General features: G+C 71.5%; 17 protein-coding genes and 1 other RNA gene. 16 read left to right on the plus strand and 2 right to left on the minus strand.

Annotation, left to right across the window (positions count from 1 at the left end):
• Nucleotides 1-21 precede the first annotated feature (21 nt).
• The 9 genes from JAN01S_RS02960 (at nucleotide 22) to ssrA (ending at nucleotide 8,518) form a co-directional block, all read left to right on the plus strand.
• Nucleotides 22-414: a TadE/TadG family type IV pilus assembly protein gene (locus tag JAN01S_RS02960; RefSeq protein ID WP_068313432.1), complete on the plus strand. Its 393-nt coding sequence runs from the start codon at nucleotides 22-24 to the stop codon at nucleotides 412-414.
• Nucleotides 411-848: a TadE/TadG family type IV pilus assembly protein gene (locus JAN01S_RS02965; RefSeq protein WP_068313434.1), complete on the plus strand. Its 438-nt coding sequence runs from the start codon at nucleotides 411-413 to the stop codon at nucleotides 846-848. Before JAN01S_RS02960 ends, JAN01S_RS02965 begins: the two co-directional genes overlap by 4 nt.
• A 6-nt stretch (nucleotides 849-854) precedes the next feature.
• Nucleotides 855-1,277, plus strand: coding sequence for a hypothetical protein (locus JAN01S_RS02970; RefSeq protein ID WP_068313436.1), 423 nt, complete (start codon nucleotides 855-857; stop codon nucleotides 1,275-1,277).
• Nucleotides 1,274-4,108: a LysM peptidoglycan-binding domain-containing protein gene (locus JAN01S_RS02975; protein ID WP_157075572.1), complete on the plus strand. Its 2,835-nt coding sequence runs from the start codon at nucleotides 1,274-1,276 to the stop codon at nucleotides 4,106-4,108. The genes JAN01S_RS02970 and JAN01S_RS02975 overlap by 4 nt, the downstream gene beginning before the upstream one ends.
• Nucleotides 4,109-4,232: 124 nt before the next feature.
• Nucleotides 4,233-5,081 (plus strand): cell division ATP-binding protein FtsE, encoded by an 849-nt coding sequence (gene ftsE, locus JAN01S_RS02980; protein ID WP_068313443.1) that lies wholly within the window; start codon nucleotides 4,233-4,235, stop codon nucleotides 5,079-5,081.
• The gene (gene ftsX / locus JAN01S_RS02985) at nucleotides 5,078-5,986 is read left to right on the plus strand and encodes a permease-like cell division protein FtsX (protein ID WP_068313446.1); all 909 of its coding nucleotides are present in this window, start codon (nucleotides 5,078-5,080) and stop codon (nucleotides 5,984-5,986) included. The genes ftsE and ftsX overlap by 4 nt, the downstream gene beginning before the upstream one ends.
• Nucleotides 5,987-6,053: 67 nt before the next feature.
• On the plus strand, nucleotides 6,054-7,463 hold the full coding sequence (locus tag JAN01S_RS02990) for a M23 family metallopeptidase (RefSeq protein ID WP_068313449.1): 1,410 nt from the start codon (nucleotides 6,054-6,056) through the stop codon (nucleotides 7,461-7,463).
• 85 nt (nucleotides 7,464-7,548) lie between these two features.
• On the plus strand, nucleotides 7,549-8,034 hold the full coding sequence (gene smpB, locus JAN01S_RS02995; protein ID WP_068313451.1) for an SsrA-binding protein SmpB: 486 nt from the start codon (nucleotides 7,549-7,551) through the stop codon (nucleotides 8,032-8,034).
• Between the two features lie 117 nt (nucleotides 8,035-8,151).
• Nucleotides 8,152-8,518: a transfer-messenger RNA gene (gene ssrA, locus JAN01S_RS03000) on the plus strand.
• An 83-nt stretch (nucleotides 8,519-8,601) separates the two neighbouring features.
• Here the strand turns inward: ssrA and JAN01S_RS03005 are convergent.
• Nucleotides 8,602-8,772, minus strand: coding sequence for a CsbD family protein (locus JAN01S_RS03005; protein WP_068313455.1), 171 nt, complete (start codon nucleotides 8,770-8,772; stop codon nucleotides 8,602-8,604).
• Between the two features lie 111 nt (nucleotides 8,773-8,883).
• Nucleotides 8,884-9,255, minus strand: a complete 372-nt coding sequence (gene trxA / locus JAN01S_RS03010) for a thioredoxin (RefSeq protein WP_169797154.1) — start codon at nucleotides 9,253-9,255, stop codon at nucleotides 8,884-8,886.
• Between the two features lie 61 nt (nucleotides 9,256-9,316).
• Here trxA and JAN01S_RS03015 point away from each other — a divergent pair, with 61 nt between their 5' ends.
• From JAN01S_RS03015 to JAN01S_RS03045, 7 genes are all read left to right on the plus strand, one after another.
• A complete protein-coding gene (locus JAN01S_RS03015; protein ID WP_068313461.1) occupies nucleotides 9,317-9,673 on the plus strand; it encodes a VanZ family protein in 357 nt (118 codons plus the stop codon).
• A 106-nt stretch (nucleotides 9,674-9,779) separates the two neighbouring features.
• Nucleotides 9,780-11,789, plus strand: coding sequence for a DEAD/DEAH box helicase (locus tag JAN01S_RS03020; protein WP_244884738.1), 2,010 nt, complete (start codon nucleotides 9,780-9,782; stop codon nucleotides 11,787-11,789).
• Between the two features lie 9 nt (nucleotides 11,790-11,798).
• Nucleotides 11,799-12,356: a YqgE/AlgH family protein gene (locus JAN01S_RS03025; protein ID WP_068313467.1), complete on the plus strand. Its 558-nt coding sequence runs from the start codon at nucleotides 11,799-11,801 to the stop codon at nucleotides 12,354-12,356.
• 97 nt (nucleotides 12,357-12,453) lie between these two features.
• Nucleotides 12,454-12,762, plus strand: coding sequence for a DUF3039 domain-containing protein (locus JAN01S_RS03030; protein ID WP_068313590.1), 309 nt, complete (start codon nucleotides 12,454-12,456; stop codon nucleotides 12,760-12,762).
• 8 nt (nucleotides 12,763-12,770) lie between these two features.
• The gene (locus tag JAN01S_RS03035; RefSeq protein ID WP_068313469.1) at nucleotides 12,771-13,556 is read left to right on the plus strand and encodes a thioesterase family protein; all 786 of its coding nucleotides are present in this window, start codon (nucleotides 12,771-12,773) and stop codon (nucleotides 13,554-13,556) included.
• Nucleotides 13,557-13,626: 70 nt separating this feature from the next.
• Nucleotides 13,627-15,387: a DEAD/DEAH box helicase gene (locus tag JAN01S_RS03040; RefSeq protein WP_068313472.1), complete on the plus strand. Its 1,761-nt coding sequence runs from the start codon at nucleotides 13,627-13,629 to the stop codon at nucleotides 15,385-15,387.
• Nucleotides 15,388-15,480: 93 nt separating this feature from the next.
• The gene (locus JAN01S_RS03045) at nucleotides 15,481-15,888 is read left to right on the plus strand and encodes a hypothetical protein (RefSeq protein ID WP_068313475.1); all 408 of its coding nucleotides are present in this window, start codon (nucleotides 15,481-15,483) and stop codon (nucleotides 15,886-15,888) included.
• Nucleotides 15,889-15,900: the final 12 nt, after the last annotated feature.

Below are 15,900 nucleotides of genomic sequence, written 5' to 3' on the forward strand. Positions count from 1 at the left end.
CCGGTGAACCTGCGACGACCAGTGTCACACCGCCTCCCGGACCGGCTGCGCGCCGACTCCGGGGCGGTGGCGCTCGAGGGTGCCATCATGGCCCCGGTCGTCATCCTGGCCACCATGGTCGTCGTGCAGATGGCGGCCTACTTCATGGCCAACACCACGGCGACCAACGCGGCCCAGATCTCCGCGGAGACGGCGCGGGTCAGGGGCGCCACCGACGCCCAGGGGGAGGCCGCTGGACGGAGCTACCTCGCGGGGATCGACGCGATGTCGCAGGCTCAGATCGATGTCACCCGGTCCGGGGGGAGGGTCACGGCGACCGTCACCGCGCCGGCGCCCTCGATCGTGCCGCTCATCCCCATGCCCGACGTGCGCTCCGAGATCAACGCGCCCGTCGAGAGGCTGACGCAGCCATGACGCGCATGTTGGGTCTGCGCCGGGACGAGAGCGGCAGCATCTCCCTGGAGATGGCCATCTGCGCGCCGGTGCTGCTCGGGATGCTCGCCCTCGTCGGCATCTTCGGGCGGACGGCCATGGCCACCTCGCACGTCGACGGGGCAGCATTCAGCGCGGCCCGCGCCGCGTCCATCGAGCGCAGTGCCTCGGCGGCCAATTCGGCTGCCGAGGCCGCTGCGCGCGACTACCTCAGCCAGCAGGGCCTGTCCTGCGAAAACGTCACGGTCTCCGTCGACACCAGCGGGTTCTCGGCCCCGGTGGGGACCTCGAGCCAGGTGCGCGCCGAGGTGTCCTGCCGGGTGCCGCTCACGGACCTCGCGGCGCTCGTCCCGACGAATGATCGCGTCTACACGGGCGAAGCAGTGAGCCCCGTCGACCGCTACCGAGGAAGGTGAGCCCGCATGCATGAGTCCACCGCACGCCTGCGCGACGAGCGTGGGTACGTCGCGGCCTGGACCGCTGTCATCGGCGCCGCCCTCATCCTCGTCGGGGGCGTCGTCTACGACTCCGCGGACAAGGCCAACGAGGCACGCAGGGTGACGCTCGTGGCCAACGAGGCCGGGCGTGCCGCGGCACAGGAGGTCAGCTCCGACGTCATCGCGGGCAAGATCGCCACCGTCGACTCCAGCCGCGCTGCGCAAGCGGCCCGCGAATACCTCTCCGCCACGGGCGTGGACGGCACCGTCACCGTGGACGGCAGCCAGGTGACCGTCACGACCTCGGCTCCCTGGTCGCCCAAGATCATGCCCGTGCTCCAGCCCGACACGCTGACGGGCACCGCGGTGATCGACCTCGAGCAGGTGGACGCCGGGACCGCGCCATGAGCCGCGCGAGGCAGCCGTCGCGCGCGTGGGTGGTCCTGCGCGGCCTGATCGCCCTCGTCGGCATCCTGCTCATCCTCGTCGGCCTACCGACAGCCCTCGTCGTCCTCGGCGGCAACCCCCTGCCGTCCGAGGTCCCCACCGTCGACGAGGTGCTGCGGGCCCTCACACGCCCCGACGACGGGACGCTGCTCATCGGCGTCATCACGGTCGTGGGATGGCTCGTGTGGGCCACCCTGGCGCTGTCCTTCCTCGTCGAGATCCCCGCCGCGATCCGCGGTGTGCCCGCACCCCGACTGCCGGGTCTGTCGTGGCAGCAGGGCCGCGCGGCGGCGATGACCGGAGCCGTCATGGCCATGCTCGCCGTCGGCGCGGCCGGGGCTGCTCCTGCGTCGGCCGCTCCTGACCAGAGCCCTGCCACTGCGGCATCGCCCTCCGTCGCCCAACAGGTGTCCGCAGACACCTCGGCACTGCTCGCGGGGCATGCCGGGATCGACACCGCCAGCAGCGACACCAGCAGCAGCGACAACGGCAGCAGCAGCGACACCGGCACCGACTCCACGGGAACCGGCGGCGCAGCCGGCCAATTCGTCACCGTCCGGTCCGGCGACACCCTCTGGGAGATCGCCGAGGATGAGCTCGGGGAGGGGCAGCGCTACACCGAGATCGCCGAGGGCTCGTCCGGGCTGACCCAACCCGATGGCGCCCGACTCGTCTCCCCGGACGAGATCCGACCCGGGTGGCGGCTCAGCGTCCCCGTGGCCGACGCGGCGATCTCGACACCCGAGGCCCGGTCCGACCACGCCGACAGCGACCCCGACACCGTTGACACCACGTCCGCCGACCACGGTGACTCCGCCCAGCGCGACGCCGTCGCCGAGGCACTCGACGACGAGCTGGGCCATGCAGGCGGGGCTCCGACGACCGGAGCGGAACCGTCGACCTCCGCCGCGGATACCGTCCCGTCGGGCTCGAGTGCGACCACGAGTTCGCCGGTGAGTGGTGAGTCGGCTGACGGTGAGTCGCGGGTGACCGTGGAGGACGAGCACGGGCCGTCCGCGGCCGGCGGTCTGGGCCTGCTCGCGGGCGCCGGGGTCCTGGCCCTCGTCGAGGCCGCACGCCGCCGGCAACGTCGCAGTCGACGGCCGGGGTGGCGGGTCGTCCTGCCCTCGGACGCGGCGCAGCGCACGGAGTCATGGCTGCGAGCGGCGGCCGACCCGGCGGGTCACGCGGACCTCGATGCCGCGCTCTCGGACCTGGCAGTCCGCTGCTCGCCGGGTCGCCTGCCCTCCCTCCGGGCCGCGCGGCTCGGGGATGCGGACATCGAGGTCTACGTCGTCGAGGAGCACCTGGAGCTGCCCGGCCCGTGGGTCGCCGCTGGGGGAGGGACCTGGGTCCTCGACCGCAACCTGGTCACCACGGCGCACGGCCACCGGCCCACACCGTGGCCCTCCCTCGTGATGATCGGTGAGGACGAGGGTGGGGCCCGGATCTTCGTCAACCTCGACGAGATCGGAGCGCTGGAGCTGGCTGGGGACCGCGAGGAGGCGCACGCCGTCCTCACGGCCCTCGCCGTCGACCTCGCTGTGTCCGACCGGCCCGGCCGGGTCACCGTCATCGGGGCGCTCGCCGAGCTCGTCGAGGCCGTGGGCGACCCGCGTCTGACCCACAGCGCAGCTCCCGCCGAGGTGCTCGCCCGGCTCGAGCAGGACACGGGGATGCCCACCGTCCCGGAGGTGCTCCTCGTCGCGGCACCGCTGCGCCCGGAGGAGCTGCAGCGCCTGCGGGGGCTGCTCGCCCGAGCCGGTCAGGGCCGCTTGTCGGTCGTCACGACGACCCGCGGCGTGGCCGACTGGTCGCTCGCGGTGGAGCGGCGGCGGGAGGGCCTGGCCGCCGTGCTCGCCCCGGTCGGGTTGTCGCTGCGCCCTGCAGCCGTGAGCCCGCCCGGGTACGACGAGCTCATCGAGCTGATCCGCTCGGCGTCGCAGTCTCACGTCCCCGGACCGGCGTGGACCGTGGGGCAGGACGTCGACCAGCTGACCCTCGACACGGTGCCCCGCCGCCGAGTGGTCCGCACGCCCCGGGCCGATGACGCCACGACCCGCATCTCCCGGCTGGCCGGGCAGGGGAGCGTCCAGGTCAGGGTGCTCGGCGCCGTCGAGGTCACGGCCCCGGGCACCAGGCCCCGGGACGAGGCCACCGCAACCGAGCTCGCCGGCCTGCTGGCCCTGCACCCCGGGTCCGACCTCGGCGGGCTGGCCGCGGCTCTGGGCTGCACACCCGACACCGTGGCCGCCACGCTCCGTGACGTCGACGCCTGGTGCGCCCGCTCGGGTCGGTCCGGACTGCTCCGGGCCGGGGGACAGTTCTCCCTCGACGGCGCGCTCGTCGACTGGCAGCAACTGCGCTCCCTCATCGGTCCTGCGGTCGCGACCGCCGACTCCGCCGACGTGCGGGCCGCCCTGACGCTGGTCACGGGTCCCCCCCTCGACGAGCCCGACCCCGGCCGCTACCAGTGGGCCGCGGCCGACCGCGCAGAGATCTCCGCGGCCGTCGCCGACATCGCGCACGAGCTCGCCCAGCGGTGCCTGCGCGAGGGCGACCCCGACGGGGCGCAGTGGGCCGCGCGCAAGGGCCTGCTCGCCGACCCCTTGAGCGAAACCCTCTGGCGGGACGCCCTGCATGCCTCGTGGCAGGGCGAGCACGGCGAGGAGAGCCGACGGACCGTCGCGCGGGCCCGCCGGGTGCTGGGTGACGATGGAGCGCTCGAGGAGGAGACGACCTTCGTCCTCGATCGTCTCGGGTCGGGCGTCCCGCGCGCTCACCGAGCGTGACGTCACCACTGCGGGAGCGCTCCAACCCGCCGAGGTCACGGGTATGTCACGACGTCGTCGGGTCGCGGCATATCCTGCAGGCGGCCGTTTGCCCCCTTCGTCCCACTGAGGCCCCGAGCACCTGATGATCCGTTTCGAGAACGTCTCCAAGAGGTATCCCAACCAGAGCCGCCCGGCGCTCGACGGGATCGACCTCAACATCGAGCGCGGGGAGTTCGCCTTCATCGTCGGCGCCTCCGGGTCCGGCAAGTCGACCCTCGTGCGACTCACGATCCGGGAAGAGGTGGTCAGCTCGGGCCGGCTGCTCGTCGGCGGTCACGACCTACGCCGGATGCCGCAGCGCAAGGTGCCGCAGCTGCGCCGTCAGGTCGGCACGATCTTCCAGGACTTCCGCCTGTTGCCCAACAAGACCGTCCAGCAGAACGTGGCCTACGCGCTGCAGGTCATCGGCCGCCCGCGTCGGGCGATCCGTGCGCTCGTGCCCGAGACGCTCGAGCTCGTCGGTCTGGAGGGCATGGAGAAGCGGATGCCCCACGAGCTCTCCGGCGGCGAGCAGCAGCGGGTGGCGATCGCCCGTGCGGTGGTCAACAAGCCGCCGATCCTGCTGGCCGACGAGCCGACCGGCAACCTCGACCCAGCCACCAGCCTCGACATCGTCCGGCTGCTGCGTCGCATCCACGAGGCCGGGACCACGATCGTCATGGCCACCCACGACAACGTCATCGTCGACGAGCTGCAGAAGCGGGTCATCGAGCTCGAGCGCGGCCACATCATCCGCGACGAGGAGGGCGGCAGCTACGTGCCCAAGGCCGTCGACTCGCGCGACATCGACGACGAGCCCGAGGCCGAGCGGGAGGCCGACCTCGACCACGACCACGAAGGGGACGCCCCGCCGCCCCAGGAGGAACGCCCCTTGGGTGAGGTGCACGCGCTCGACGAGTGGGACGACGACGCGGAGGACCTGCTGCGATGAGGCCGTCCGTCTTCGCCGACGCCTGGGAGGGCCTGCGGCGCAACAAGTCCATCGCCGTCTCGGTCATCCTCGTCACGATGATCTCCCTCTACCTCCTCGGGGTCGGTCTGCTCGCCCAACGGCAGGTCGACCAGATGAAGGGCTACTGGTACGACCGGGTCCAGGTCTCGATCTACATGTGCACTGCGACGTCGTCGCAGCCCAACTGCTCCGGTGGGGCGGCGACCCAGGACCAGAAGGACTCCGTCGCCGCCCAGCTGGAGGAGATGGCACCGCTCGTCGAGGAGGTGTACTACGAGTCCGAGGAGGAGGCCTTCGAGCGCTTCAAGCAGGACTACGAGAACTCCCCGCTGGCGAGCAACATCCGTGTCGGCGACATCCCGCCGAGCTACCGCGTCCAGCTGAGCGACCCGGAGAAGTTCGACACCGTCGCCTCGGCGTTCGAGGGGGCGCCGGGGGTGGCGAGCGTGCCGAACCTGCGTGAGGTCTTCGCGCCGTTGTTCCGGGCGATCAACATCATCACGGCGGTCATGGTCGGCCTGGCCGCGCTCACCCTCGTGTCCGCCGTGCTCCTCATGGCGACGACGATCCGCCAGGCCGCCTTCACGCGGCGCCGCGAGATCGCGATCATGAAGCTCGTCGGCGCGTCCAACCGCACGATCCGCACCCCCTTCATCATCGAGACCGTGGCGTCGGGGCTCATCGGGGCGCTGATGGCGATCGGCTTGCTGTGGGTGTCCGCATGGACGCTCTTCGACAAGTACCTGCTCACCCAGCAGGGGTCGGGGACCGCCTTCATCTCGTCCGCGGACGTGTGGGTCATCGCTCCCTTCCTCCTCATCGGGGTGGTGCTCCTCGCCGTCGGCACCTCGACGGTGACCCTCTGGCGGTACCTGCGCGTCTGATCCCGGGCGCGCCGAAGGGTGGTCAGGTGCTGTCCACGGCGCCCTCCAGTGGCTACCGTTGTCCCCGATGCACCGCCCCTCACGCCCCCAGGCCTCACGTCGTGCCCGCGCCCTGACCGGCGCGGCCCTGTCGCTGTGCCTGCTCGCGGGTGCCGGTCAGGCCTTCGCCGCGGACCCGGACCCCGAGACGCAGAAGGGGCAGGTCGACCAGGACCTCAAGGACGCCAAGGGCGACCTGCACGAGACCTCCGAGGACCTCGTCAAGGCCTACGACGCGCTGAAGGCCACCCGCAAGAAGCTGCCGGGAGCGCGCCAAGCGGCGAAGTCCGCCGAGCAGGCCGAGACCAAGGCCAAGGGCGAGTACGACGACGCCGTCGCCGCCTATGACGTGGCCAAGGCCAACGAGGACAAGGCCGAGAAGGACCTGAAGAAGACCAGCTCGAAGATCCGCACCTCGCGTCGTGCGGTGGCCTCCTTCGCCGGGCAGGTCTACCAGCAGCAGGGTCTGGGCACGATGTCGGTGGCGGTCGGCAGCGAGGACCCGTCCGCGTTCGTCGACAAGATGATCATGGCCGAGTCCGTCGGTGACACCCAGGGCTCCGCCCTGGACGAGCTGAGCACCTCACGGGCCAACCTCGTCTCCACGGGGGACCGGCTCCAGGCCCTGCGCAAGAAGACGAGCGACGCCAAGGCCACCAAGCAGACCAAGCTCGAGGCCGCGACCGCGGCGAGCACCAAGGCCGACAAGAAGCAGGCCGACCTCGAGTCCCTCGAAAAGGACCAGACGGACCAGTCGGCGACCCTGCGCCGCGAGAAGAAGCGGGACAAGGACCGGGTCGACAAGCTGCAGACGCAGTCCGACAAGCTGCAGAAGATCCTCGAGGAGCGCGCCCGCAAGGCGCGCATCCGCGAGGCCGCGATCAAGAAGGCACGCGAGGAGCAGGAGAAGCGCGAGGCCGCCGCGCGCGCCCGGGCGGCACGCGCGACCCGATCGCGCAGCAGCTCCTCCGACACGAGCGGCTCCTCCGACGCGAGCAGCGCGCCCGCGGACCCCAACCCGCCGGCCCCCGCGAGCAGCGGCGTGCTGCAGGCGCCGAGCAACGCTCCCGTCAGCTCGGAGTTCGGGCTGCGCTTCCACCCGATTCACCACACCTGGCGACTGCACAGCGGGCGCGACTACGCCGGCAGCTGCGGCAGCCCGGTCTACGCCGCCGACAGCGGCACCGTGATCGCGGCCCTGCCCCCGGGGTCGACCGGTGGCTACGGCAACCAGCTCGTCGTCGACCACGGGGTCAAGCGGGGCAGCTCGCTGGCCACGACCTACAACCACCTGCAGTCCTTCGCGGTGCGCAGCGGCCACGTCTCGCGTGGCCAGGTCATCGGCTACACGGGCACGACCGGCAGCTCCACGGGCTGCCACCTGCACTTCGAGACCCGGGTCAACGGCACCCCGGTCGACCCGCGCGGCTGGCTCTGACCCTCCCTTCGGCGAAACCGAGGCGACCGCCGTCGGTGCCACGGGGTACCGTGGCCCGTCCACACCAGAGCGAAGGGGGAGCCCCATGGCCAAGAAGACCGCCGAGGGAGAGCTCGTCGTCGCGCGCAACCGCAAGGCACGCCACGACTACCTCATCGAGGACACCTACGAGGCCGGACTGGCCCTCATGGGCACCGAGGTCAAGGCGTTGCGCATGGGCCGGGCCAGCCTGACCGACGGGTACGCGATCTTCTACGGCGACGAGCTCTACCTCGAGGGCGTGCACATCCCGGAGTACGTCCAGGGCACGTGGACCAACCACACCCCGCGCCGGCGCCGCAAGCTGCTGCTCCACCGGGCAGAGCTCGACAAGATCGCGGTCAAGGTGCAGGGGAGTGGGCGCACCATCGTCCCGCTGTCGCTGTACTTCAAGAACGGTCGGGTCAAGGTCGAGATCGCCCTCGCCACGGGCAAGAAGGCGTACGACAAGCGCCACACGCTGCGCGAGCAGCAGGACCGGCGCGAGGCCCAGCGAGCGATGTCCGACCGCTTCAAGCGGGGCGGGCGCTAGACGCCTTCCGTCCCGGGCCCCGATCCTCGGCAGCGGCGTGGGAATGTGTTTGGTCCCGGCCGCTGTTGAGGGGATACTGAGTGACCACAACTGAACAGCGTGACGTGTCCATCCCATGGGGGTGATCGGTTTCGACATTGGCCGGTCCTTCAGGGGAAGCGGGTCGAGGATGCACGGTCATCTCGTCAACGCCCCGTGCAAACCCAATAGGTGCCAACTCCAAGCGCACCGACTTCGCCCTCGCCGCCTGAGCGAGCCCGAAGTCCGTTGGCCTAGGTTCGATCTCGGCCTAGATCCCAGCGTCAGCTAGAGATCTTGCTGCGGTGTCATGTCACGGGACATCGCGGGACTCCTACGTGACTGGGCCTGTCGGGGAACGTGTGCGCGCGAGCCCCGGGGCCGAGAAAATCCATAGCGCACTGCACCCGGAGAAGCCCTGTTCGTCTGCCAGTGGACGCGGGTTCGATTCCCGCCACCTCCACCACCATGTGGACACGTCACGTACCGCACACGCCGAAGGGCGGGACCGTCACGGTCCCGCCCTTCGGTCTTTGCGTGGTCAGCGGGTCACTTGAAGGCGTCCTTGACCTTTTCGCCTGCGGCCTTGAGGTCGCCCTTGGTCTCCTGCGCCTTGCCCTCGGCCTGCAGGTTCTCGTCGTCGGTCGCGTCGCCAGCGGCACTCTTGGCCTTGCCGGCGAGCTGGTCCTTGCTGTTCTCGATCTTGTCACTGATACCCATGGGATGTACTCCTGTCGTGGGTGGTACCCACCGCGTGCGGGTGGACCTCCACGCAACCACAGGTCGGCGCAGCGCGCCACCCCTCGTGGCGCGAGTTGGGGCGAAGGGAGGTCAGCCCGCCGCTTCGTTGGCGGCGACCTGGGCCTTGACCTCGTCCATGTCCACCGCCTGCACGGCCTCGAGCAGCTGCTCGAACTGCGCCTTGGGCAGAGCGCCCGCGCTCTGGTGCAGCAGGATGCCGTCACGGAAGGCCATGAGGGTGGGGACCGACGAGACATTCGCCAGTGAGGCGAGCTCGGGGTTGTCGTCGATGTCGACCTTGGCGAAGGTGACGTCCTCGTGGCTGTCCGCGGCGGCCTCGAAGACCGGGGCGAACTGGCGGCAGGGTCCGCACCAGCTGGCCCAGAAGTCCACGATGACCGTCCCCTCGCCGGTGACGGCGGAGCGGAAGCTCTCGAGATCGAGGTCGGTGATCTTGCTCATGACCTCCACCATAGGCCGACCGGGCCGCGGACGACGAAGCGTGGTGTGCTGTGCTGGGGCGATGAGCCTGTCCACCGACCGTCGTGGACGCGTGCGGTGCGCCCTGGCGGCGGTCGTGGTGGTGCAGTTCATCGTCCTCTACGCGCCCGAGGCGCCCGGCCCGCCGTCGCCGATCCCGCACGCGGACAAGGCAGTCCACGCGCTCGTCTTTGCCCTCCCGGTGCTCATCGCGGGCCTCGGCAGGTTGCGGCGGTGGCGGCTCGTCGCACTCCTGTGCGCGGCCCATGCCCCTCTGAGCGAGGTCGTCCAGCATCTGGCCCTGGGGCAGCGGTCCGGTGACCCGTGGGACGTGGTGGCCGATCTCGTCGGTGTGGGTGCTGCGTCAATAGGGGTACTATTGACTCTTCGGCGACGGTGACGTCGCCGCCCACGAGGAACTCGCACGTTTCGCTTTCGACCTCCAGATGTCGCCCGCGCCCGCCGTGTGCGGGTTCGCCCATCCCAGAGATCACGAAGGATCACCCGTGCCTGCCAAGAAGAAGCCTCGCTGGACGACGGCCCAGAAGAACGCCGCGAAGAAGAAGTCCGCCGCCGCCAAGGGTCCCAAGAAGCCCCACCACCGTGGTCAGGCGCCCACCGACGCCCCGCGCTCGAAGGAGCGCTGGCGCGACCGGGACGACGCACCGGCGGGTGGTCGCCCGAAGAAGGTGCGCCGCGACGGCACCGAGGACCGCGGTCAGCGGACCTGGGAGCGCCGGGAGGACCGGCGTGGCGGACCCCGCAGCCGTGACGACCGCGGTGGTTACGAGCGTCGTGACGAGCGTGGCGGTTCCGAGCGTCGTGATGACCGCGGTGGTGACGAGCGTCGTGACGAGCGTGGCGGTTCCGAGCGTCGTGATGACCGCGGCGGCTACCAGCGTCGCGACGACCGGGGCGGCTACGAGCGTCGTGATGACCGCGGCGGCTACCAGCGTCGCGACGACCGACGCCCGGCCCGTCCGCACCGCGACGGTGACGACACCCGTCGCACGCCGCGGTTCGAGCGCGAGCACACCCGTCGCGGCTACGCCCCTCGCCCGGAGCCGATCGAGGACGCAGAAACGCTGCGCCAGGAGGCCGACACCTGGACCTCGTCGGCACGCACGTCCCTGAAGGGCAATGTCGAGGTCGCCGAGGACAACGGCTTCGCCGCGCTCGGCCTGCCCGAGGTGCTCGTGGAGCGTCTGGCGCGGGACGCGATCACCACCCCCTTCGCCATCCAGGCTGCGGCCATCCCGGACGCGCTCGCGGGGAAGGACGTGCTCGGCCGCGGACAGACGGGGTCGGGCAAGACGCTCGCCTTCGGCCTGCCGATGCTCGCCCGTCTCGCCGGGGGCCGCGCCCGCAGCCGCAAGCCACGCGCGCTCGTCCTCGTGCCGACGCGTGAGCTGGCCATGCAGGTGAGCGACTCGCTCGAGCCGCTCGTCCACGTGAGCGGGCTGCGGATCAAGCTCGTCGCCGGCGGACTGTCCTACACGGGGCAGACGGCGGCCCTCGACAAGGGCGTCGACGTCCTCGTCGCGACCCCCGGTCGTCTCGTCGACCTGCTCGACCGCGGTGCCCTGACCCTCGAAGCGGTCGAGGTGGCCGTCCTCGACGAGGCCGACCACATGGCCGACATGGGATTCCTCCCGTCCGTGACCCGCATCCTCGACGAGTGCGCCCCGGGCGGCCAGCGACTGCTCTTCTCCGCGACCCTCGACCGCGGCGTCGGCGACCTCGTCGACGCCTACATGGTCGACCCGGTGACCCACAGCACCGACGAGGCCGCGGCCAGCGTGGCGACGATGGAGCACCACCTGCTGCTCATCGAGCCCAACATCAAGAAGCAGATCACCGCCCGGATCGCTTCGCGCCCCGGTCGCACTGTCGTCTTCGCCCGGACCAAGCTCGGGTGCGAGCGCATCGCGGGCGAGCTGCGCGAGGCCGGCGTCGCCGCTGCGCCACTGCACGGTGGGCTCAGCCAGTCGCAGCGCAACAAGACCATCGGCGCCTTCCGCACCGGCACGCTCCCGGTGCTCGTCGCCACGGACGTCGCGGCGCGCGGCATCCACGTCGACGACGTCTCGCTCGTCATGCAGGTCGACCCGCCCGGTGACCACAAGGACTACCTCCACCGGGCCGGCCGCACGGCACGCGCCGGTGAGGCGGGCAGCGTCGTCACGCTCGTGCTGCCGCACCAGCGCAAGGAGGTCACCCGGATGGCCGAGCAGGCGGGCCTCGAGGCGCGACCGACCCGGACCGCCCTGGACGCCGAGGTGCTCACGGAGATGGGCGCGACCGAGCCCTCCGGCGAGCCGGTGACCGATGCGGACTTCCGCAAGCTCGTCGACCCGCGCCCGGCCCGTCGGCACTCCGGGACTCGTGGTCCTCGTGGCGCGCGCGAGCACCGCGGTGGCCGTGAGCGGCGCGGCGGCGGGTACGACCGCCGTGGTGGCGACCGTGACCGTCGTGGCGGTGACCGGGGCGGTCGCCAGGGACGCCCGCGCGACTAGGGTCGGAGCATGGAGACCTCGCTCGCCGGCAAGCTGCTCGTGGCGACACCGGAGCTGACGGACGACCTGTTCAGCCGCAGCGTCATCCTCATGCTGCAGCACGACGAGGAGACGGCCGAGGGAGTCATCCTCAACAAGCCTCTCGAGACCTCCGTCGACGACGTGCTGCCGGGCTGGCAGCAGGGCTCGAGCGAGCCACAGCGGGTCTTCCAGGGCGGCCCGGTGCAGCTGGACTCCGCGATCGGTGTCGTCGGGCTGCCCGGTGACGCCGAGGAGCCTCCGGGCGTGCGCCGCCTCTTCGGCGCGATCTCACTCGTCGACCTCGACTCCCCGCAGGAGATCATCTGGCCCCAGGTGAGCGCGCTGCGGATCTTCGCCGGGTACTCCGGCTGGAGCTCCGAGCAGCTGGCCGACGAGCGCGCCCGGGGTGGCTGGTACGTCGCCGAGAGCGAGGTCGGTGACGTCTTCGACGCCGACCCCGCCACCCTGTGGCGCCGCGTGCTGCGTCGGCAGGGCGGTTCCCTGGCCTGGGTCTCGACCTATCCGGTGGATCCCGACCTCAACTGACGCCCACCGGAGACATTGCGCGTCGGACGTTTGCGCTTCGAGTCGCCGCGTCGCGACCTCCTCGGCGGGCGTGTGCGTGGTCACTACGATGGGTGGCATGAGCACGCCCGCCGACCCCACGCAGCCCGGAGCGCCGACCCCCGAGCCCGGTGGCCCCTCGACCTCGACGGCGGTGCTCGAGCGCACCGAGCCGGAGACGCAGGTGGCCGAGCCGGGCGACCACGAGCGCTTCAGCCACTACGTCCGCAAGGAAAAGATCCTCGAGAGCGCGCTCTCCGGCGAGCCGGTCAAGGCGCTCTGCGGCAAGATCTGGGTTCCGGGTCGCGACCCGGAGAAGTTCCCCGTGTGCCCGACGTGCAAGGAGATCTACGACGGCCTGCGTGACCCGCAGGACGGCGAGGACTGACCTGCACCTTGGACGCCTTCTACCGGCAGCTCGACGACCGTAGCTTCGACTCCCTTCGCTCGACCGCCGGCCCGTGGAGCCCGCACGCCCAGCACGCGGGACCCCCGGCCGCACTCCTCGCCCGCGCGATGGAGCGGCACGAGCCGGCACCCGACACGCGTCTGGCCGACGTGCGGCTGGACATCCTCGGACCGATCCCGGTCGCCCCGCTCGAGATCGACGTGGAGGTCCTGCGCGGCGGCCGGTCGATGCAATTGCTGCAGGCCACGGCCAGCGCCTCGGGACGCCCCCTCGCGATCGCCCGCGCCTGGCGCATCGTGCGGGCACCGCAGCACTTCCCCCGACTCACCGGTGGACGGCCCGCGACGGTCGACGCCGTGCCGGAGGCACCCGACCAACCCCACCTGGACATGCCCGGCGCCCACACGGATGGCTATCTCAAGGCCATCGAGTGGCGCATCGTGGCCGGGGGAGTGGGCACCGCCGTGGCCTGGGGACGCCAACTCGTCGAGCTCGTGGAGGGCGAGGAGCCGACCGGCTGGCAGCGGGCCCTCGTGCTCGCCGACTCCGGGGGTGGCATCACGCTGACGGTCGACCCGAGGCGCCACACCTACATCAACTGCGACCTGCACGTCGCCCTCGACCGTGACCCGGAGGGCGAGTGGGTGCGGTTGGACTCCCGCGCGCTCGCGACGCCGGGTCACGGCGGCACCGTGCACACCACGCTCGCCGACGTCCGGGGCGAGCTCGGCACCGGTCTGCAGACCATGGTGGCCATGGACGCGCGCTCCTGACGGCGGGTCCGGCCTGCCCGGCGGGCGGCATTCGGTCCTGTCACCGCGGCGATCTACAGTTGGCCCTGCGATGAGTCAGTCTGCTGCGTCCCACCTGTCACCCGCCTTCCCGAGGCGGGCGGCGTGGGGTACCGCAGGGGCCCTGCGCGCCTGGCAGGCCGAGGCGCTCAAGCTCTACCTCGAGTCGGGGCGCACCGACTTCCTGGCCGTCGCCACCCCGGGCGCCGGCAAGACGACCTTCGCCCTGCGGGTCGCGGCCGAGCTGCTCTCCGCCGGTGAGGTCACCAACATCACCGTCGTGGCGCCGACCGAGCACCTGAAGACCCAGTGGGCCGACGCCGCCGGCCGCGTCGGCATCCACCTCGACCCGCGCTTCTCCAACACGACCGCGGTGACCTCGAGCGACTACGACGGTGTCGCCGTGACCTACGCGCAGGTGGCGTCCCGCCCTTCGGTCCACGAGAGCCGCACCCGCGACGAGCGCACGCTCGTCATCCTCGACGAGATCCACCACGGCGGCGACAACAAGTCGTGGGGCGACGGCATCCGCCAGGCCTTCGAGCCGGCGACCCGCCGGCTCTCCCTCACCGGGACCCCCTTCCGCTCCGACACCAACCCGATCCCCTTCGTCGGCTACGAGTACGGCGACGACGGGATCCTGCGCTCGAGCAGCGACTACACCTACGGCTACGCCGAGGCGCTGCGCGACGGCGTCGTGCGGCCCGTGCTCTTCATGGCGTACGGCGGCGCGATGCGCTGGCGCACCCGCGCCGGTGACGAGGTGGCCGCCCGCCTCGGCGAGCCGATGACCAAGGACCTCATCGCCCAGGCCTGGCGCACCGCCCTGGACCCGAAGGGGGAGTGGATCCCCTCCGTCCTCGCCGCCGCGGACAAGCGACTGACCGAGGTCCGGCGCGGCGTCCCGGACGCCGGCGCGATGGTCATCGCGACCAACCAGACCCAGGCGCGGGCGTACGCGCGCATCCTCACCGAGCTCACGGGGGAGAAGCCCACCGTCGTCCTGTCCGACGACAACGGCGCGTCGCAGAAGATCGAGGACTACTCCGCGAGCACCTCCCGCTGGCTCGTCGCCGTGCGCATGGTGAGCGAAGGGGTCGACGTGCCCCGGTTGTGCGTCGGGGTCTACGCGACGTCGACGTCCACGCCGTTGTTCTTCGCGCAGGCCGTCGGGCGGTTCGTGCGGGCCCGCGGGCGCGGGGAGACCGCCAGCGTCTTCCTGCCGAGCGTGCCGGTGATCCTCGCCCACGCGGGCACTCTCGAGGAGCAGCGCGACCACGCCCTCGATCGTCCGGAGTCGCAGGAGGACGAGGCGCCCCTGTGGTCCGAGGAGGAGGGCATGCTCGCGGCCGCCAACCGGGACGCGGGCGCCAGCGACGACCTGCTCGGCTCCTTCGAGGCGCTGGAGTCGGACGCGCACTTCGACCACGTGCTCTACGACAAGCAGCAGTTCGGCCTGCACGCCGAGGTCGGCTCCGAGGACGAGCAGGACTACCTCGGCCTGCCCGGTCTGCTCGAGCCGGACCAGGTGCACGCGCTGCTCAGCGAGCGCCAGACGAAGCAGTCCAAGCGCACCGGCCGCACCCGCAAGGACGACGACGCTCCCGTCGCCGCCCACCGGGCCCTGGCCGCCCAGCGCAAGGAGCTCAACAAGCTCGTCGCGGCCTATGCCACCAAGACGGGCGCTCCGCACGCCAACATCCACATGGACCTGCGACGCGCGTGCGGAGGGCCCGAGCTCGCGCAGGCCACGAGCGAGCAGGTCACCGAGCGCATCGAGCGCATCCGCCGCTGGTTCGTCGGCAAGCGCTGAGCCACGACGCCGGACGCGGCGTGCACGGCCCCTCGTCGTCATCGGTGGCCGAAGTTCCCCCTACCGGTGCCGCAGTGCGGGCATCATGGGGGCATGACCGTCTTCGCGTGGATCCTCGTGGCCTTGGCGATCCTGGTCCTCGTCCTGACGCCGCTGCGTCTGCGCGCGGCCCGGGGTCAGCGGGGCATGGTCGACTTCTCCGGGTGGGTGCTCAACCTGCACAGCCTCACTCTCGGCGTCGGCCTGGCCATCATCGTCCTGCGGCTGCTCGACGTGCACGAGTCCACGCCGGCCACGTGGCTGGCGATCATCTGCCTCGTCATCGCCTCGCTCATCGGCCTGGGTTTCCTCGGCCGGTGGCGCGGGTCGGGGTCGCGGCACTCCGAGCACTTCGCGGGAGACGGCTGGACCAAGGGTCCGTGGCTCTCCCAGATCGCGCACATCGGCATGGCTATCGGCACCGTGATCTTCATCTGGATGCTGCTCGGCGACAAGATCTGAGGTCTCGAGGCT

This window comes from Janibacter anophelis NBRC 107843 (assembly GCF_001570945.1).
GTDB classification, from domain to species: domain Bacteria; phylum Actinomycetota; class Actinomycetes; order Actinomycetales; family Dermatophilaceae; genus Janibacter; species Janibacter anophelis.